Here is a 17,542-nt window from a genome sequence, read left to right on the forward strand (position 1 = left end):
CGGCCCGGTGCCGTCAGCCGAACCGGGCGGCCAGCCGCCGGTACAGGCCGGGGGCCGCCCCACGCACCGCGACCGGCAGCCGCAACCAGCCCGGCGCGTAACGCTCGGCGCTGCCGGTCGCGATCGCCTGGACCAGCAGGTCCGCGACCCGGTCCACGGGCAGCGGCCGGGGGCTGCGCCGCTCGTACGGCCGCCCCCGGCGCTGGAAGAACTCGGTCTGGACGACCCCTGGCACCAGCACGCCGACCCCGACGCCCGAGCCCCGCGTCTCCAGCCGCAGGCTCTCGGCGAAGGTGTCGAGACCGGCCTTGGTCGCCGCGTAGACCGCCTCGCCGGCCACGCCCGTCCGGCCGGCGATCGACGTCACGAACATCACGCACCCGTCCCGGCGGGCGCACATCGCCGGCAGCAGCGCCCGGGTGAGGCGCAGCGGCGCGACCAGGTTGACCGCGACCAGCCGCTCGATGTCGGACGGCGCCATCGCGTCGAACGGCCCGGCCCAGCCCACGCCGGCGTTGTTGACGAGGATGTCCACCCCGCCGGCCAGCCGCTGCGCCGCCGCGGCCAGCCGGTCGGCCTCCTCCGGCTCGGCGAGGTCGCCCGGCACCGGCAGCCCGCCCGTGCGGCTGGCCAGCACCGACAGCCGCTGCCGGTCCCGGCCGTGCAGGACGAGCCGGGCGCCCGCGGCGGCGAGCCGCAGCGACGCCGCCCAGCCGATCCCCGACGAGGCACCGGTGACGAGCGCGACCCGGCCCGCGATCCGCATCGGATCTCCCTTCTTCCGGCCCCGGGCCGCGCGTCCGGCCGCATTCCGGCTGCTGCCCGGCAGGCCCGGCGGGTTAGAACCGCACGGTTTCGCGGTAGATCGCCTCCCGTGTCAACCACCGTGTCAACCACCGAGTCTGGTCCGGTCCGTGCGGACCCGCACCGCCGCATCGTGGTGATCTCCGCCAGCGTCGGCGCCGGGCACGACGGCACCACCCGCGAGCTGGCGGCCCGGCTGCGTGCGCTGGGCTTCCAGGTCGACTGCCTGGACCTCACCGACGTCCTGCCGTGGCGGCTCGGGCGGCTGCTGCGCGGCACGTACCACGGCCTGCTGCTGCGGCTGCCGTGGATCTACGACGGCCTGTTCGCGGTCGCCTGCCGGTTCCGGGGTGCCGGACCGGTCACCCGCGCCCTGCTGCGCCCGGCGCGTTCCCGGATGCTCCGGGCGCTGCCCACTGACGCCGCCGCGGTCGTGTCGACCTACCCGATCGCCAGCCAGCTGCTCGGCCCGCTGCGCCGCGACGGGCCCCTCACCGCGCCGGTGATCACCTACCTGACCGACTTCGCCGCGCACCCGATCTGGCTCTCCCCCGGCGTCGACGCCCACTTCGTGGCGCACGAGACCAGCCGGGTCCAGGCGCTCGCCCACGCGGCGGGCGACGTCCGGGTGGCCGGCCGGGTGGTGTCACCCCGGTGCCGCCCGGCGTCGGCGGCGCAGCGGCGGCGGGCCCGGGAGCGGTTCGGCCTGCCGCCGGACGCCCGGATCGCGCTGCTCGTCGCCGGCGCGTGGGGGGTCGGTGAGGTCGCCGCGACGGCCGCCGAGATCGCGGCCACCGGCGCCGCCGTCCCGGTCACCGTCTGCGGGCACAACGCGGTGCTGCGGCGACGGATGGCGCGGGCCGGGACCGGGCCCGTCCTCGGCTGGGTGGACGACATGCCGGAGCTGCTGCGCGCCGCCGATGTGCTCGTGGAGAACGGCGGCGGGCTCACCGCGCTGGAGGCGATGGCCTGCGGGCTGCCCGTGCTCACGTACCGGCCGCTGCCCGGCCACGGCAGGGCGAGCGCGGCCACCATGGCCGCGGCCGGGGTGACCACGCTGGTGCGCAGCCCGGACGAGCTCGGCCGGGCGCTCGCCGACGCCGCCGGTGGCGAGGCGGGCCGGCGAACCCGTGCCGCCGGGATGGCGCTGTTCGCCATGGATCCGGCGGCCGGGATCGCCGGGATCGCCGCCGGCGGACGGCTGACGCTCGCGGGTGCCGATGCCGGCCCCCGGTGAGCGCCGTGGGCGGGCGCCATGACCGTCATCGCGGTCGTCACGGCGCTGGCCTCGGCCGCCGCGTTCGCCGTCGGGGCCGCGCTCGAGCAGAGTGAGGCCAAGCAGGAGGAGCGGGCGCCACCGGGCGACCCGCGACTGCTGCTGCGGCTGGTGCGGCGACCCAGGTGGCTGCTGGCCTGGGTGCCCGAGGGCATCGGCACCGCGCTGCAGGCCGTGGCACTCACCTTCGGGCCGCTCATCCTCGTCGAGCCGCTGCTGATCACCGGCCTGTTCCTGGCGATACCGCTGGCGGCGGCCCTCAACCGGCGGCCCGTCCACACGCGCGACTACGCCGTGGTGGCGCTCGGCGGCGCCAGCCTGGCCGCGTTCCTGATCGCCGCCGATCCCCGCCCCGGCATCGCCGAGCCGTCGGTGAAGGACTGGATCGGTGTCGCGCTGTGGGCCGGGCCGCTGCTCGGGGTGTGCCTGGCCGCCGCGTGGTGGGCCCCCAACGGCCTGCGGGCCGTGCTGCTCGGCGTCGCCAGCGGCGTGCTCTACGGCACCGCCGCCTCGCTGCTCAAGGCGCTGACCGAACAGCTGACCACGGATCCGGTCTCCGTCCTCACCCGCGGGCAGACCTACGCGCTCGTCGTCGTCGGGCTCGGCGCGGTGCTGCTCAACCAGAACGCCTTCCAGAGCTCGCGGATCGCCGTGCCGCTCATGGCGATCACCATCGCCGACCCCGCCGTCGGTGTCGCGATCGGGGTCACCGCGTTCCACGAGCAGATCGCCACCGACGGGCCGCGGCTCGCGATCCAGGTGGTCGCCGTGCTCGCCATGCTCGGTGGCATCTGGATGGCCGCCACCACCCAGTCGGATCGCCACCATCAGCAGGCGGCGGACGGACACGCCGGCCCGGCACCGCAGCGCGGACCGGACCCGAGCTGACGCTCCCACAGGAAGGACGATGCGCTGTGATCGACTCTGGAGAATCGCCGGATCATTCCGGTCCCGCGTCGGGTGCCGCGTCCCCGGACACCGCGACGCCGCTGCTCGATCTGATCACGGGCCCGGAGGACCTCCGGGCGCTCGGCCATGCGGAGCTCGTCCAGCTGGCGGCGGAGATCCGCGCCTTCCTGGTGCACTCCGTGTCCCGCACCGGCGGCCACCTGGGCCCGAATCTCGGCGCGGTGGAGCTGACCATCGCCGTCCACCGGGCATTCCGGTCACCACACGACCGGATCATCTTCGACACCGGCCACCAGGCGTACACCCACAAGATCCTCACCGGACGCCGGGACCGGTTCGGCTTCCTGCGCAGTTCCGGCGGGCCATCCGGCTACCCCAACCGGGCGGAGTCGCCGCACGACATCGTCGAGAACTCGCACGCCTCCACCGCCCTGGCGTACGCCGAAGGCCTGTCCCGCGCCTACGCGCTCGACGGCGCCGACCGGGCGGTCGTCGCGGTGGTCGGCGACGGTGCGCTCACCGGCGGGCTGGCGTGGGAGGCGCTCAACAACCTGGCGGCATCGCCCGGCCGGGTCGTGATCCTGCTCAACGACAACGGCCGGTCCTACGCGCCCACCATCGGCGGCGTGGCCGCACACCTCGAACGGCTCCGGCGCGGCGAACGGGGCGGCGACCGGGGCGGCGAACGGGGCGGCGGCGACCTGTTCGGGGCGCTCGGCCTGGCCTACATCGGTCCCGTCGACGGCCACGACCCGGCCGCACTCGACGCGGCGCTCGACCAGGCCCGGGCGTGCGGCCGGACGGTCGTGGTGCACTGCGTGACCCGCAAGGGCCTGGGGTATCCGCCCGCCGAGGCCGACGAGGCCGACCGGATGCACACCGTGCCGGTGAGCGACCCGGCGACCGGGCGCCCGGCCAGGCCGCCCGCACGCACCTGGACGGACGTGTTCTCTGACGAACTGCTGGAGCTCGCCACCGAGCGTGCCGACCTGGTCGCGATGTCGGCGGCCATGACCGGACCGACCGGGCTGACCGCCCTCGGCCGGGTGTTCCCGGACCGGGTGGTCGACGTGGGAATCGCCGAGCAGCACGCGGTCACCGCCGCCGCCGGACTCGCGCTCGGCGGCAAGCACCCGGTCGTGGCGATCTACGCCACGTTCCTCGGTCGCGCGTTCGACCAGGTGCTCCACGACGTGGCGCTGCACCGCCTCCCGGTCACGTTCGTCCTCGACCGCGCCGGCATCACCGGTCCGGACGGCCCCAGCCACCACGGGATGTGGGACCTCGCCATGCTCGGCGTCGTCCCCGGCCTGAGGATCGCCGCGCCGCGCGACGCGACGACGCTGCGCCGGGCGCTGCGCGAGGCGGTGTCGCACCCCGGCCCGACCGTCGTGCGGTTCCCGAAGGCCGACGTGGCCGCCGACGTGGCGCCGGTGGCGCGGATCGAGGGCCTGGATCTGCTCCGCGCACCCCGCCGGGCGGGCACTCTCCTGGTGTCGGTCGGCGGGCTGGCCACCGCCGCGACGGCGGCGGCCGACCTGGTGGCCGCCACGGGTGAGGAGTGCACCGTGGTCGACCCGCGCTGGGTGCGCCCGGTCAACCCCGCACTGGCCGCCCTGGCCCGCGCGCATCGCCTGGTGGTCACCGTCGAGGACGGCGTACGTTCGGGCGGGGTGGGCGCGGCGCTCGCGCAGTACCTGTCCCGGCGCGACGTGACCACGCCGGTGCGCACCGTCGGGCTGCCGACCAGGTTCGTGCCGCACGGCGGCCGCGACGAACTGCTCGGCCGCTACGGACTCGACCCGGCGGGGATCGCCGCCGCGGTCTTCGACGGCTTGGCGGACACGCACGGGACGGACCACGGCCCGCTCCGGAGGCACCCGGCCCAGCGGTGACGGACCGGGCCTCTCCGCTCAGCGGTGTGGACCGGACCCGGCATGCAGATGGGGAGGGTGAAGCCGATGGTGGTGGTGCGCCTCGACCAGCCGCGAAGCGGCCACCGCGTAGATGCCGGCGATCATCACCGCCAGCGCGAGGACCTGCACGACGATCACCAGCGGCCCGATCCGCAACGCGCCGCCGAGCACACCGACCCCGATGGCGACCCCGGCCAGCGGCTCCGCGGCGGTCACCGCCGGATAGGAGACCGACAGCGGCGCCAGTTTGTACGCACTCTGGGCCAGCAGTATGCCGACGGCGGCGACCGCCACGACCGCGTACGGCGTCCAGGACTTCAGCACCGCCGGCAACCCGGCGTCGAACAGCCGGTGCGCGGCGGTGCTGGTCAATGCCGCCTGGAGCCCGAACAGCATCCCGGCACCGATGCCGAGCACCGACGCCTCGTGCTGTGGCCGCATCCGCCGGGCCGCGTGGACCAGCCCCCAGGTGATCGACCCGATCGCCCCGGCGGCGAGCCCCCATTGCCACAGCGGGGCATCCGCCCGTTGACCCGGCTCCGGCTGGCCGGCCAGCAGGAAGGCGGCCAGGCCGAGGACGACGGCGAGCGCGCCGATCCACTCACGGGGGCCGAGCCGGTACCGGCTCCAGATCGCCGCGACCGGCAGTGCGAACAGCAGCGACGTGACCGTCAGCGGCTCCACCAGCGTGACGGTGCCGAGGCCCAGCGACACCCCGGTCATGATGTTGCCGGCCACGGCGACCGCGAGACCGGTCAGCCACAGCCGCTGCCGGAGCAGGTACCCCAGCAGCCGCCAGTGCAGGGTGCTTCCGGCCGGTGCACGCACCGCCGCGCGCTGCTGGATGGCGTTGCCGACGCCGCTCAGCGCCGCGGCGCACACCGCCAGGACGTAGATCATCGCCGCGAGCTATCCGACGGCGCGGTGCCGGACATCCGGTGCCGCTGTCATACCCGTCGTTCCTCCTCGCGTCGTCGAACCGGGCTCGATGCGTCAGACGGAGCCCGGGATGGTGCCCGGGGATGCGGAGGTGACGCCTGAACCGCGACGAGCGCCACCGGCTGCCACCACGCATCACGCTACTCGCGACACGGACCGGGCCGTCGCCACCGCTGGGTGATTGCCGGAGCTCAGCGCTGGCGCTCCGACATCGACGATCTGCCTCCCGAACGGCTTCCGGTCCGACCCGACGTGAAGAGCATGCCCACCGCGGCCAGACCGAGCAGCAGCGTCACGGCACCGGTCACCACGTTGTTCCAGACGACGCCGGCGTTCCACTGCATGGTCACGAACGGCGCGATGATGACCCAGACACCGATCGCCGCCATCGCCCAGCTCAGCCGGTACATCCGCGCCGGCGACCAGGTCAGGCCGAGCCCGATCACACTCACCATGACCCCCAGGATCAGGTTGTTGATCATCACGCTGGGCGCGGACGCGTTGAAGTGCACGATCCATGGGGAGATCGCCAGCCAGGCGCCTGTCAGCAGCACGAGGCCGTCGATGACGATCGCCCCGCTGCTGGCGGTGACTCGCTCGTAGCGCTCGCGCATCTCGGCGACGTCCGGATGCTCCGAGAACGTCCGGTAGTTCGATGCCTCCGACATGACGCACCTCCTGAAGCTCACTGAAGCTCATCTGCGCCGTCTACCGTTCCAGCTACCCTTCGCCCATCCGAATGCACATCGATCCGCCCACCTTCGAGCGGTAAAACGGGTGATCCAGGCGCCTTGCGTGCTGTCCGCCTGACGTCGGCCGGCCACCTCGCGGGGTCATGATTCCGGGCGTGCCGCCGAGAGCATGCGGATGGCCTGGTCCGCGTAGGTGTAGGCGACCTGCTCCACGCTGTGCGGGCCGTCCGGGCGGAACCATGCCGCCACACCGATGCCCATGTCGAGGATCGAGTAGGACGCCAGCCGCGGGTGCTCGACGGCGAAGACGCCCGCGTCGCACCCCTCCTCGATCACGCCGCGCAGGGTGCGCTCGTACGTCGCCCGCATGGCAAGGATCTGGTCGCGGGCCGGCTGGTCCAGGTTGCCGATCTCGCGGTTTCCGACGAAGGCCTGGTCACGGTGGCCGGCGTGGTAGCGGACGTGGGCCTCGACCATCCGGCGCAGCCGCAGGACCGGGTCGCCCCCGGCACCGGCGGCGGCGCGCTGCGCGTCCAGCAGCGCCTCCATGGTCTCGACCATGACGGCGGCCAGGAGGTCTTGTTTGGACTTGACGTGCCGGTAGAGGCTCGGCCCGCGGACACCGACCGCGGCGCCGACGTCGGCCATGGTGGTGGCGCGGTAGCCGCGCTCGGCGAAGAGGCGCAGCGCGGCACGGCGGATCTCCGCCACCTCCAGGCCCGGCTCGCTAATCATCGTTAGCCTACTCGTCACTATCGCTTGACTTCGGTCGCACCAGCATACCTAAACTGCGCTAATGATGGTTAGCAAGCGGACGGCGCTGGTGACCGGGGCCTCGCGCGGGATCGGGCTCGCGGTGGCGCGCCGGCTCGCCGCCGACGGCTTCGCGCTCACCGGTGTCGTGGCGGAGCCGGAGCTGGCCGCTTACCGTGCCAGCAAGGCCGCCCTGATCTCGTTCTGCGAGTCGGTCACGGTGAGCGAGGGCGGTCAGGGCGTGACGGCGACGGCGATCTCGCCCGGATACGTCGACACCGACATGACGGCGTGGGTGCACGACCGCCTCGACCCGGCCGCGATGATCCGGGCCGAGGACGTCGCCGAGCTGGTGACCGGCGTGTGCCGCCTGTCGCGCACCGCCGTCGTTCCGGACATCCTGATGACCAGGCCTGGGCCGCAGCTGTGGCGGGCGTGCGACGGGAGGGGCCATGAGCTTTGACTTTTCGCTGAGCGAGCGGACCGCCGAGTGGCGGGACCGGATCGCCGCGTTCGTCCGCGACGAGGTGATCCCCCGCGAGCAGGACGCGTTCGCGGGCGGAGTCACCGACGCGCTGCGCGCCGAGTTGCAGCAGGCCGCGCGCGAGGCCGGCGTATGGGCGCCACAGGCGAGCACCGAGCTGGGCGGCGGCGGGTTCCGCTTCGACGAGGCCGCGGTGCTGCTCGAGGAGGCCGGCACCAGCCTGCTCGGCCCGCTCGCGCTGAACTGCGCGGCACCCGACGAGGGCAACATCCACCTGCTCGACGCGGTGGCCACCGGCGATCAGCGCGAGGCGTACCTCCGGCCGCTGGCCGCCGGTGACATCCGGTCCTGCTTCGCGATGACCGAGCCGCCACCGGGCGCGGGCTCGGACCCGGCCGCGCTGCGCACCACCGCCACCCGCGCGCCCGGCGGCTGGCGCATCACCGGTCACAAGCACCTGATCACCGGCGCGGACGGCGCGGCCTTCGCCATCGTCATGGCCCGGCACGACGACCGCGACGGCGCGAGCATGTTCCTCGTCGACGCGGACAACCCGGGCATGACGGTGGGCGCCCACGCGCGGACCCTGGACGCCACCATGCCCGGCGGCCACTGCCAGGTGACGTTCGAGGGCGCGTTCGTCCCGGACGAGGCGGTGCTCGGGGAGCCGGGACAGGGGTTCCGGTACGCCCAGGTCCGGCTCGCCCCGGCCCGGCTGACCCATTGCATGCGCTGGCTCGGCGCCGCCCGCCGGGCGCACGGGATCGCCCTGGACCGGGCACTCGGCCGGGAGCTGTTCGGCGCCCCGCTGGCCAGTCACGGGATGGCACAGCAGCTCATCGCCGACAACGAGATCGACCTCGCCGCGGCGCGGGCCCTGCTGTGGCACGCCTGCTGGCAGATCGCCGAGGGCGCCCGCGGCACCGAGGAGTCGTCGCGCGCCAAGGTCTTCATCAGCGAGGCGGCCTGCCGGGTGGTCGACCGCGCGGTGCAGCTGGCCGGCGGGATGGGCACCTCGGACGAGCTCGTCATCGGGCGCATCTACGCCGACATCCGCGCGTTCCGCATCTACGACGGCGCCTCCGAGGTGCACCGCATGTCCATCGCCCGCCGGGTCGTGCGGCGCGCCGAGCACCAGAGGACCGCCGATGCCTGAGCTTCCAGGACTGCCGTCCGACCGGATCGGGCCGTGGCTGCGCGAGCACCTGCCGGAGCGCTTCACGGGCGACTGGGACGCCGAGCTCATCTCCGGCGGGCTGTCGAACATCACGTACCGGATCGTGCCCGCCGGCGGCGAGGCGGTGATCCTGCGCCGGCCACCGCTGGGCGAGGTGCTGCCGAGCGCGCACGACATGCGCCGCGAGCACCGCGTCCTCACCGCACTGGGCGGCACGGCCGTGCCGGTGCCGCAGACGCTGGCGCTGTGCACCGACGAGGAGGTCCTCGGCCGCCCGTTCTACGTCATGACCGAGGCGCGGGGGCGGGTGCTGCGCACCGCCGCGGACACCGCGGAGCTGCCCCCCGCACTGCGGTCCGAGCTGGCCGACCGGCTGATCACCACGCTCGCCGACCTGCACGCGATCGAACCGGCGGCGGTGGGGCTGGCCGACTACGGGCGGCCGGACGGGTACGCGGCACGCCAGCTGCGCCGCTGGGGCGGGCAGTGGGAGAAGTCGCGGACCCGTGACCTGCCGGACATGGACCGCCTGCTGGCCCGGCTCGCGGAGCGGCTGCCGGCGCAGACCGGTTCGGCGCTGGTGCACGGCGACTACCGGCTCGACAACACGGTCGTCGACCTGACCGGACCGGCGCGGATCACCGCCGTGCTGGACTGGGAGCTGTGCACCCTGGGTGATCCGCTCGCCGACCTCGGCGTGGCGCTGTCCTACTGGCACGACCCCGGCGACGACGAACGCGGCCTGATCCCGGTGGCCGCCGGGGTGACAGCGCACGAGGGCTTCCCGCGGACCCACGAGCTGGCCGAGCGGTACGCCCGCCTGACCGGTCGCGACCTGACGACGCTGCCGTTCCACCTGGCGCTGGCCTCGATGAAGCTGGCGGTGATCCTGGAGGGCGTGCACGCACGGTTCCTCGGCGGGAAGACGGTCACCGCCGGCTACGACGACGTCGGTGACGCGGTGCCGGTGCTCGTGGCCCGCGGCCTGCGCCGGCTGGACGAGTCAGGCGTCTGAGCCGCACTGCAGCAGCCACGTGCGTTCGACATCGCCGGCCGGGCGCGGCGCCCCGTTCTCCATCAGCACCAGCACCTGACGGGTGATCGCCGCCTCGGCCGCGTCCTCGGTCCGGCGCAGCCGGTAGGTGGCCTGGATCGAGGTCCGGCCCACCTTCTCGACGGTCAGCCCCACGTCGAGCGCGTCGTCGGAGAGCGCGACCGGGATGCGGAAGTCGCACTCCAGCCGGGCGATGACGAAGCCGGCCGTAGCGGCGCTGGTCGATCGTCATCGGCGGGTCTGCTCGATGAGCGAGGCGACGAATCCGGCCACTCCTTCGGCGCCGCGGGGGTCGGACGCCGGCCAGCGGGTCATCAGCAGCGGCGCGGCCCGGTCCAGCACCACACCTTCGCGGGCGAGCACGAAGTACAGCGCGAGCGCCGCCGACCGCGCGTTGCCGTCGGCGAACGGGTGGAAGAACAGCACGTCGAGGTAGACCCGCGCGGCCCGCGACGGCAGCGGTACCGCGGGGTCGGTGGCCTCGGCGAGGCACGCCTCGAACGCCGCCGGTAGGTCGTCGTGGTACGCGTACAGCTCCCTGCCGGCCCTCGCCCAGGCGGCCGTCGTGCGGAACGGTGCCTTGTCCACGCCCAGCACCTCCCGCTGCCACGCCGCGAGGCGCGCGAACGTGAGCGGCCCGCCCTCGGCCGCGTCCGCGCGCACCAGCTGCAGCGCGGCAAGGGCACGGCCGGCGCCGTACCTCCGTCGCGCGAGGTGCTCGGCGACGCCGTCACGTGCGGTGCGCGCCGGCCCGGAGACGTGCCCGGCGGCGTCCTCCCACCGGGCCGCCTGCCGGACCTGTCGCCAGCTCGCGAGGAAGTCGTGAACCACCGCCGTCGGCTCGGCCCGCGGCGCCCGCGCGGCGGTGGGCAGCTCGGTGCTGCGCCGGCTCGGCCAGTCCTGCGGCCAGGTGTCAGGCCACGCGTCGTCCGGTGGCGGCGTGATGCCGGTGAGCGCCGCCGCCAGGGACTCCGCCACGTCGGTCACCTCCGCGCCCAGCGGGGAGACGAAGCTCCAGAACCGCCCGCCGATCGCGGTGTCGACGAGCGCGTCGTGCCCCTCGCCCGGCACCTCGGCGACGGCGAGGAACCACTTCAGGGCCAGGATGCAGACGGGGTACCAGTGCTCGTCCGCAACGGACCGCGCCGCCACCGTCGCGACCAGGCTGGCGGCCGTGGCCTCCCAGGCAGCGAACGCCGCGCGGGGCTCGACCGGCAGCGGCAGGTGCCCCGCGAAGATCTCGGCCAGGTCTTCCAGAAACATCCGCCAGTCCAGCAGCGCCCCGGCGACGGCGCGGAGCGTCTCCTCCGGCGTCGTGATCGAGTCCCGGGCACCGCTCCACCGCAGGATCAGCGCACCGTCGGCCGTGTGACCGCCCATCTGAGCAGTCCAGCCACAGGCCCAGGACCCGTAGTGCCCGACGAGGGCGACGTTCATCGCCCGCTGCCACTCCCCGCGCGCCTCGTCCGCGGCGCGATCGAAGCCACGGCCGGGGCGGTACCGGTACGGCGCCGGCACACCGCCTGCCGGCGCCACCGCGCGCACCACGTCGAGCACGGTGTCCGGGTCGAACGGGTGCCGGTCGGGGTCGACGTCCGTCCAGGTCAGGGTCTCGATCCGCAGCGGCGGGCCGGCAGGCTCGATCGTCATCGCCCGTCATCGTGCCACGGCACCCGCCAGGAGGATGCCCCGTGCGGACGCCCGTGCCGCCGCGCGGGTGGCGATGCCGCGGCGGGTCATGCCATCGGTGGGAGTTGTGGCTCGCTCGGTTGCCGGCTGAGGAGCCGGTCGGTGAGCCGGGTCTGGGCGATGACGGGTTTGCGGTCTTCCCGTGGAATGAGGAACAGCCAGGTGGTCAGGACGAAGGGGGCGGTGAGGGTGGCGATGCCGACGGGTTGGAGCCAGGTGTTCAGTGCGGCTTGGACGGCGGTGGTGAAGAGGATGGCGAACAGCGTGTAGACCGCCGTGCGGATGACGGTGGGGTAGAAGACGGTGCCGAGGGCGACGGCGGTGAGCACGGCGCTGAAGCCGTAGAGACCCTTCAGGGTGCTGTCGGCGTTGGCGCCCAGCCAGAGTGCGGTGATCGTGGCGATGAGACTGCCGCCGAGCGCGTAGAGCGCGGCCCAGACGCTGCTGGCGGCGAGTCCGGCGAGGATGATCAGGCCGCTGACCCAGTTGTCCAGGAGGAAGACCTGGCTGACGCCGCGCAGGATCGCGGTGACGAACGATGTGGTGGACAGCTCGGCGTGGGCGGCGCCGGCGGGGATGGGGGCCGGGAGTGAGGCAGGCCCGAGGTGGGTGGCGTCGACGTGGTGGAACTGGTAGGCCGCGAGGAGCAGCAGCCAGGTGGTGAGGACGAAGGGGGCGGTCAGGGGTGGCACGCCCCAGGCTTTGGCGATGTTGCCGATGGCGAGGGTGACGACGGTGGTGACGGCGGTGCCGATGACGAGCAGCACCCACAGGTGCGGGGTGTTGGGCAGGAACGTCGCGAGGGCGATGCCGGTGAGGAGGGCGTTGAACCCGTAGAGACCCTGCCGTATCGATGCGTCCGGCACTCTGAGCAGCGCGGCGGCGAGGGTGCCGACGATCAGGCCGGTCACGGCGCCGGCGAGCACGTCGAGGTGGCGGCCGGTGACGGCGGCCCAGCCGATCGCGATCAGGAACAGCAGGCCGGTGGTGGGATGGTCCTGCAGGAAGACCTGGCCGGCGCCGCGGAGCACCGTGTCGAGGAACCGCACGGCGGGACGGTGCTCCACGGCTGTGTGCCATCGGGTGGAGGCGGGCATCGTGGCGGTCCTTCCGACTGTCAGCGGGTCGCTCGCGCCGCGGAGCGGCGGTGGTGGTGCCGGGTCATCGCCAGGCGAACGGTGGCGGCGCGGGCCGGCCGGTGACGGCGCGCCGGGTGGCGTCCCAGCAGGTGCGGACGAGTCGTCTGGCGGCGTCGGTGTCGCGGCTGAGGATGCGGTAGCCCAGGCCCGCGTGGTTGGGCAGGAGTGCGGCGCCGGCCGCCCAACCCGCCGCGGGGTCCGTGCCGGCGGTGAGGTGCGGCATGATCTGCTCCGCCGTGGCGGGTGGGGTGAGCACCCAGACGGAGCCGAGCACCGAGTAGTCGTGCATCCCGGCCGGGTGGCCGGGGTGCCACTGGCCCGGTGCGATGACGAACTTCTCGCCGCAGAGCCGGCGGCCGTCGGGTCGCGCGGCGTCGACAGTGAGGGACAGCAGGTCGTAGCCGAAGTGTTCGGCGGCGTGGTGGTGGGTCCGGCCGGGCAGCACGATCTCGGCGATCAGGGCGGTGGCGGTCGGCGGGAGCACGACGGTGGTGTGGCCGTGGAAGCGGCTGCCGCGGTACGGGATGACCGGTTCGGGGAGGTACTCGAGGTAGGCGTGCTCGCCGAGGGTGAACGCCTGCCGCTGGCTGGCGTGGTTGGCGTCCATCTGCTGCAGCTTGGTGGCCGATTGGGTGGTGAGGTGCGTGCGGGCGTGGTCGTCGAGGCGGATGTCGATGTCGTAGCGGTCGCCCTGCACGACGCCACCGCCGGTGGTGACCACGACGATGCAGGCGCAGTCGGGCAGGGTCTCGTCGTAGTGCAGGGCCTGCTGGACGAGCAGCGGCGTCTGCCGGTAGAGCTCGACGAGTTCGGTGCGGCCGCGGCGTGGTTGCAGCCGCAGGCGCAGGATGCCGTGCTTGCCGGTGGTCCCTGCCGGGAGTTGGGCCGGCTGGTCCTGAAACGGCGCGAGCTCCGGCGGGATGGTCGTCGGGGTGGTCACGTCATGGCGAGGTCGAAGAGGGCGTCGTCCCTGATGCGGGCGACGAGTTCGTCGATGCCGGTGCCGGCGCGGCAGTTGGTGAAGATCACGGGTTTGTCGCCACGGAGGGCGGCGGCGTCGCGGGCCATGACGTCGAGGTCGGCGTCGACGTGCGGGGCGAGGTCGGTCTTGTTGATCACCAGGATGTCGGAGCGGCTGATGCCCGGGCCGTTCTTGCGCGGGATCTTGTCTCCGGCGGCGACGTCGATGACGTAGATGAAGAAGTCGACGAGGGCGGGGCTGAAGGTGAGGGTGAGGTTGTCGCCGCCGCTTTCGATGAGCACGACGTCGGTGTCGGGGAACCGGCCTTCCATGTCCTCGACCGCGGCCAGGTTCATCGAAGGGTCTTCCCGGACTGCGGTGTGCGGGCAGGCGCCGGTCTCCACGCCGATGATCCGGTCTTCGACGAGGACGCCGGTGAGGGCACGGCGGACGTGTTTGGCGTCCTCGGTGGTGACGATGTCGTTGGTGACGACGAGGATTTTGAGGCCGTGCCGGACGAGGTACGGGACGATGGCTTCGATGATGGCGGTCTTGCCGCTGCCGACCGGTCCCCCGATGCCGATCCGGCTGATCTTCTTCACGGTTCCCCCTCGATGGATGTGAGTGGTGGGTGCGGTGCCGGCCGGTCAGCTCATGAACATCCGGACGTGTGCGCGGGTGTGCGCGGCGGTCAGGATGTCCAGGTGCGGCGTGAACGACGACATGTCGGTCAGGGCCAGCTCGCGTACGCGTTGATAGTCGGCGGCGGCGTGCTGGTTGAGCTCCCGCAGCACCTGCTGCGCCGTGAGATGGTCGAGGCGCATGAGGCGCAGCGCGGCGCCGGTGAGCATGGCCGCCGTGCCGTGCTGGTGCACCGCGAACGCGGCCTGTTCGGGCACGCCGAGACACGCGCACAGCAGCCCGAGCCCGACGGGGAACGTGCCGGGGGTGTCACCGGCACCGATCGCGGCCCGCCATTCGTGCAGCAGCGGCACGTCGGTGAGGACCGCTCCGGCGTCGGCGAGCTTTCCGCCCATCCGCACGCTTTGCACCCGTGGCTCCTCGTTGGTCTTCCTGCTGTACACCGCGTCGTCCGCGGCGCGGATCCCGGCCGGGTCGCCGCGGACGGCGGCGCGGTGGGCGATGAGCAGCGCGACGCCGTCACCGCCGGCACCCTGGTGGGTGATCCCCCGCGCGAACCGGGTCAGCGTGCCGGCGTCGTGGACGACACCGAGTTCGACGGCGGTCTCCAGGCCGGCGGAGAACGCGAACGCGCCGACCGGGAACAGCGAGTCACCCAGCTGTACCGCGCAGATCAGCGCGGCGACGTCGCAGACCTCGGGTGCGGCGGTCACCGCACCGGGTGGTGCGTGTGCTGCTCGACCGCGCCGAACAGCCGGCGGGCTTCGTGCGGCGCCAGGTACGGGATGACCTCGGCGCCTGGCACGAACCGGTAGCTGATCATCGTGAACCGGTGGGTGCGCATCACCGAGTCCATCACGGTGCGGTCCAGGGTCACCGGGACGAACAGCTGTCCCTCTTTGACCACTGCGGGCCAGTGCTGGTTGCCCAGGGCGTGCCCGAGCTCGACCGCGGCCCGGACGGCGGCCTGGATCCCGGTGTCGGTGCTGCCGGGGCCGGGCCTGGGCAGATCGACGACCATGACCTCGCCGAGCAGCGGCCGGGCGACGATGACGGACGATCCGGCGGGGTCGGACCACAGCACGTCACCGTCGCGGAGCCGGGTGCCGCGCGGCAGCGACAGGGCCACGTCCGTGCCGTCGCGGGTGGTGGCACGCAGCCGGTTCTTCTGGGCCTGCCACTGGTCCAGCACCAGCTCGTCGATCCAGGCCGGCGCACCGCTCCCCTGCCAGCGGGCGTCGTCGAGATTGCCCTGCAGGGACTCGATCAACAACCTGCACTCCTCTGCATCGATGAAGTCGGACGTCAGCTGAAGAAGTACAGCTGGCCGAGGGCGACCGACGACGTCGGCGCGACCGTGGCATGTTCGCCGTCGACGGTGACCGCGAACGTTTCCGGGTTCACCTCGATGCGCGGGGTGCCGCCGTTGCGGATCATGTCCCGCTTCGTGAGCGTCCGGGTGCCGTACACCGGCATGACCTGCCGGCGCAGGCCGAGCCGACCGGCAACGCCGGCCTCGAACCCGGCCCGGGACAGGAACGTCACGCACGTCTCGGTCCGGGCCGTGCCGTGCGCGGCGAACATCGGCCGGTAGATCTCCGGCTGCGGTGTGGGCAGCGATGCGTTCGGATCGCCCATCAGCGACCAGTTGATCGCCCCGCCCTTGAGGACCAGTTTCGGTTTCGCGCCGAAGAACGCCGGCTCCCACAGCACCAGGTCGGCGAGCTTGCCCGGCTCGACCGAGCCCAGCACGTGCGACACCCCCTGGGTGATCGCCGGGTTGATGGTCACCTTCGCCACGTAGCGCAGCACGCGGGCGTTGTCGTGGCCGCCGGTGTCCTCCGGCAGCGGTCCCCGGGCCCGTTTCATCGCGTCAGCGGTCTGCACCGCGCGCAGCCACGTCTCCCCCACCCGGCCCATCGCCTGCGAGTCACTGGAGATCATCGAAATGACGCCGAGGTCGTGCAGCACGTTCTCGGCGGCGATCGTCTCGGCCCGTACCCGCGACTCGGCGAACGCGACGTCCGACGGGATCCTCGGGTTCAGGTTGTGGCACACCATGATCATGTCGTAGAGCTCGGCCTGCGAGTTCACCCCGAACGGCAGGGTCGGGTTCGTCGAGCTCGGCAGCACGTTGAGCTCGCCGGCGACCTCCATGACGTCCGGCGCGTGCCCGCCACCGGCACCCTCGGTGTGGAACGTGTGGATGGTCCGGCCCTCGAACGCGGCGATGGCGTCCTGCACGAACCCCGACTCGTTCAGGGTGTCGGTGTGGATGCTCACCTGGACGTCGAAGTCGTCCGCCGCGGCCAGCGCCGCACGGATCACCGCGGGCGTCGACCCCCAGTCCTCGTGGATCTTGAACCCGGCGGCCCCGGCGGCCAGCTGCTCATCCAGCGGAGCTCGGCCGGCGCAGTTGCCCTTGCCCAGGAAGCCGTAGTTGACCGGGAGCTCCTCGACCGCCCGGAGCATCATCTCCAGGTTCCACACGCCGGACGTGATCGTGGTCCCGTTCGTCCCGTCGGTCGGGCCGATCCCGCCGCCGAAGAACGTCGTCACCCCGTTGCTCAACGCCGCGTACGCCTGCTGCGGCGAGATGTAGTGCACGTGCGAGTCGATCCCCGCCGCGGTCAGGATCAGGTGCTCGCCGGAGATCGCGTCGGTCGCCGCGCCCACCACCAGATCCGGGCTCACACCGTCCATCGTGGACGGATTGCCCGCCTTCCCCAGCCCGACGATGTGGCCGTCCTTGATGCCGACGTCGCACTTGACGACACCCTGGACGGCGTCCACGACGGTGACGTTCGTGATGACCAGGTCCAGGGCACCGCCGGCGGACGTGAGCTGGTTGTCGCTGCCCATGCCGTCCCGCAGCGTCTTCCCGCCGCCGTAGACCGCCTCGTCGCCCAACACTCGGAGGTCTTGCTCGATCTCGATGTACAGGTCGGTGTCGGCCAGCCGGATCCGGTCGCCGACGGTCGGGCCGAACAGGTCGGCGTACTGCTGCCGCGAGATCTCCACGCGCTACCCCTCCTGGTGGTGCCCGGTCCGGAAGCCGCGGAACTCGGCGAGCATCTCCGCCTCGGTCCGCCGCGGCTGATACCCGG

Annotated in this window: 18 protein-coding genes; 6 read left to right on the forward strand and 12 right to left on the reverse strand. The window is 73.2% G+C overall.

Translation table 11 applies throughout. The features are described from left to right. Positions 1 to 13 precede the first annotated feature (13 nt). Complete coding sequence (locus tag ACFY3L_RS24150) at positions 14 to 766, reverse strand: SDR family NAD(P)-dependent oxidoreductase (RefSeq protein ID WP_389328065.1); 753 nt, start codon at positions 764 to 766, stop codon at positions 14 to 16. 108 nt (positions 767 to 874) lie between these two features. Between ACFY3L_RS24150 and ACFY3L_RS24155 the strand changes: the two genes are divergently transcribed. The 3 genes from ACFY3L_RS24155 to ACFY3L_RS24165 are packed head-to-tail and all read left to right on the forward strand — an operon-like array spanning position 875 to position 4,884. Then, on the forward strand, positions 875 to 2,041 hold the full coding sequence (locus ACFY3L_RS24155) for a glycosyltransferase (protein ID WP_389328068.1): 1,167 nt from the start codon (positions 875 to 877) through the stop codon (positions 2,039 to 2,041). An 18-nt stretch (positions 2,042 to 2,059) separates the two neighbouring features. Next, entirely contained in the window at positions 2,060 to 2,968 is a 909-nt protein-coding gene (locus tag ACFY3L_RS24160; protein ID WP_389328071.1) for a DMT family transporter, read from the forward strand. Between the two features lie 26 nt (positions 2,969 to 2,994). Then, positions 2,995 to 4,884: a 1-deoxy-D-xylulose-5-phosphate synthase gene (locus tag ACFY3L_RS24165; RefSeq protein ID WP_389328074.1), complete on the forward strand. Its 1,890-nt coding sequence runs from the start codon at positions 2,995 to 2,997 to the stop codon at positions 4,882 to 4,884. Between the two features lie 18 nt (positions 4,885 to 4,902). Here ACFY3L_RS24165 and ACFY3L_RS24170 read toward each other — a convergent pair whose 3' ends face one another. The 3 genes from ACFY3L_RS24170 to ACFY3L_RS24180 form a co-directional block, all read right to left on the reverse strand. Beyond that, on the reverse strand, positions 4,903 to 5,805 hold the full coding sequence (locus ACFY3L_RS24170; RefSeq protein WP_389328077.1) for a DMT family transporter: 903 nt from the start codon (positions 5,803 to 5,805) through the stop codon (positions 4,903 to 4,905). A gap of 230 nt (positions 5,806 to 6,035) precedes the next feature. Further along, positions 6,036 to 6,512 carry an SPW repeat protein gene (locus ACFY3L_RS24175; protein ID WP_389328080.1) on the reverse strand — a complete coding sequence of 159 codons (477 nt, stop codon included), beginning with the start codon at positions 6,510 to 6,512 and terminating at the stop codon, positions 6,036 to 6,038. Positions 6,513 to 6,677: 165 nt separating this feature from the next. Then, a complete protein-coding gene (locus ACFY3L_RS24180; RefSeq protein WP_389328083.1) occupies positions 6,678 to 7,271 on the reverse strand; it encodes a TetR/AcrR family transcriptional regulator in 594 nt (197 codons plus the stop codon). A gap of 61 nt (positions 7,272 to 7,332) precedes the next feature. Between ACFY3L_RS24180 and ACFY3L_RS24185 the strand changes: the two genes are divergently transcribed. From ACFY3L_RS24185 to ACFY3L_RS24195, 3 genes are read left to right on the forward strand one after another with little or no spacing between them, the layout of a single operon-like run. Then, positions 7,333 to 7,752 carry an SDR family NAD(P)-dependent oxidoreductase gene (locus ACFY3L_RS24185; RefSeq protein WP_389328086.1) on the forward strand — a complete coding sequence of 140 codons (420 nt, stop codon included), beginning with the start codon at positions 7,333 to 7,335 and terminating at the stop codon, positions 7,750 to 7,752. After that, positions 7,742 to 8,929 (forward strand): acyl-CoA dehydrogenase family protein, encoded by a 1,188-nt coding sequence (locus ACFY3L_RS24190; RefSeq protein ID WP_389328089.1) that lies wholly within the window; start codon positions 7,742 to 7,744, stop codon positions 8,927 to 8,929. The genes ACFY3L_RS24185 and ACFY3L_RS24190 overlap by 11 nt, the downstream gene beginning before the upstream one ends. Beyond that, a complete protein-coding gene (locus ACFY3L_RS24195) occupies positions 8,922 to 9,965 on the forward strand; it encodes a phosphotransferase family protein (protein ID WP_389328092.1) in 1,044 nt (347 codons plus the stop codon). The genes ACFY3L_RS24190 and ACFY3L_RS24195 overlap by 8 nt, the downstream gene beginning before the upstream one ends. Here ACFY3L_RS24195 and ACFY3L_RS24200 read toward each other — a convergent pair. The 8 genes from ACFY3L_RS24200 to ACFY3L_RS24235 form a co-directional block, all read right to left on the reverse strand. Then, positions 9,954 to 10,199, reverse strand: coding sequence for an acyl-CoA thioesterase (locus tag ACFY3L_RS24200; RefSeq protein ID WP_389328849.1), 246 nt, complete (start codon positions 10,197 to 10,199; stop codon positions 9,954 to 9,956). The genes ACFY3L_RS24195 and ACFY3L_RS24200 overlap by 12 nt on opposite strands. A gap of 33 nt (positions 10,200 to 10,232) precedes the next feature. Then, positions 10,233 to 11,654, reverse strand: a complete 1,422-nt coding sequence (locus ACFY3L_RS24205; protein ID WP_389328095.1) for a Fic family protein — start codon at positions 11,652 to 11,654, stop codon at positions 10,233 to 10,235. Positions 11,655 to 11,740: 86 nt separating this feature from the next. After that, positions 11,741 to 12,742: an urea transporter gene (gene yut, locus ACFY3L_RS24210; protein WP_389328098.1), complete on the reverse strand. Its 1,002-nt coding sequence runs from the start codon at positions 12,740 to 12,742 to the stop codon at positions 11,741 to 11,743. Positions 12,743 to 12,854: 112 nt separating this feature from the next. Beyond that, the gene (locus ACFY3L_RS24215; RefSeq protein WP_389328101.1) at positions 12,855 to 13,772 is read right to left on the reverse strand and encodes an urease accessory protein UreD; all 918 of its coding nucleotides are present in this window, start codon (positions 13,770 to 13,772) and stop codon (positions 12,855 to 12,857) included. Then, the gene (ureG, locus tag ACFY3L_RS24220) at positions 13,769 to 14,395 is read right to left on the reverse strand and encodes an urease accessory protein UreG (RefSeq protein WP_389328104.1); all 627 of its coding nucleotides are present in this window, start codon (positions 14,393 to 14,395) and stop codon (positions 13,769 to 13,771) included. Before ureG ends, ACFY3L_RS24215 begins: the two co-directional genes overlap by 4 nt. A gap of 45 nt (positions 14,396 to 14,440) precedes the next feature. Further along, entirely contained in the window at positions 14,441 to 15,148 is a 708-nt protein-coding gene (locus ACFY3L_RS24225) for an urease accessory protein UreF (RefSeq protein ID WP_389328107.1), read from the reverse strand. After that, complete coding sequence (gene ureE / locus ACFY3L_RS24230) at positions 15,145 to 15,708, reverse strand: urease accessory protein UreE (RefSeq protein ID WP_389328110.1); 564 nt, start codon at positions 15,706 to 15,708, stop codon at positions 15,145 to 15,147. Before ureE ends, ACFY3L_RS24225 begins: the two co-directional genes overlap by 4 nt. A 32-nt stretch (positions 15,709 to 15,740) precedes the next feature. Further along, entirely contained in the window at positions 15,741 to 17,456 is a 1,716-nt protein-coding gene (locus ACFY3L_RS24235) for an urease subunit alpha (RefSeq protein WP_389328113.1), read from the reverse strand. Positions 17,457 to 17,542: the final 86 nt, after the last annotated feature.

Origin of the sequence: Dactylosporangium sp. NPDC000521 (genome assembly GCF_042898305.1) — a bacterium.
GTDB lineage: Bacteria > Actinomycetota > Actinomycetes > Mycobacteriales > Micromonosporaceae > Dactylosporangium.

What these genes read in the sequence shown, in the direction of transcription:
- ACFY3L_RS24170 (WP_389328077.1), bottom strand. Translation starts at nt 5,805, where the DNA reads ATGATCTACGTCCTGGCGGTGTGCGCCGCGGCGCTGAGCGGCGTCGGC.
- ACFY3L_RS24185 (WP_389328086.1), top strand. Translation starts at nt 7,333, where the DNA reads ATGATGGTTAGCAAGCGGACGGCGCTGGTGACCGGGGCCTCGCGCGGG.
- ACFY3L_RS24190 (WP_389328089.1), top strand. Translation starts at nt 7,742, where the DNA reads ATGAGCTTTGACTTTTCGCTGAGCGAGCGGACCGCCGAGTGGCGGGAC.
- ACFY3L_RS24175 (WP_389328080.1), bottom strand. Translation starts at nt 6,512, where the DNA reads ATGTCGGAGGCATCGAACTACCGGACGTTCTCGGAGCATCCGGACGTC.
- ACFY3L_RS24160 (WP_389328071.1), top strand. Translation starts at nt 2,060, where the DNA reads ATGACCGTCATCGCGGTCGTCACGGCGCTGGCCTCGGCCGCCGCGTTC.
- ACFY3L_RS24180 (WP_389328083.1), bottom strand. Translation starts at nt 7,271, where the DNA reads ATGATTAGCGAGCCGGGCCTGGAGGTGGCGGAGATCCGCCGTGCCGCG.
- ACFY3L_RS24150 (WP_389328065.1), bottom strand. Translation starts at nt 766, where the DNA reads ATGCGGATCGCGGGCCGGGTCGCGCTCGTCACCGGTGCCTCGTCGGGG.
- ACFY3L_RS24205 (WP_389328095.1), bottom strand. Translation starts at nt 11,654, where the DNA reads ATGACGATCGAGCCTGCCGGCCCGCCGCTGCGGATCGAGACCCTGACC.
- ACFY3L_RS24195 (WP_389328092.1), top strand. Translation starts at nt 8,922, where the DNA reads ATGCCTGAGCTTCCAGGACTGCCGTCCGACCGGATCGGGCCGTGGCTG.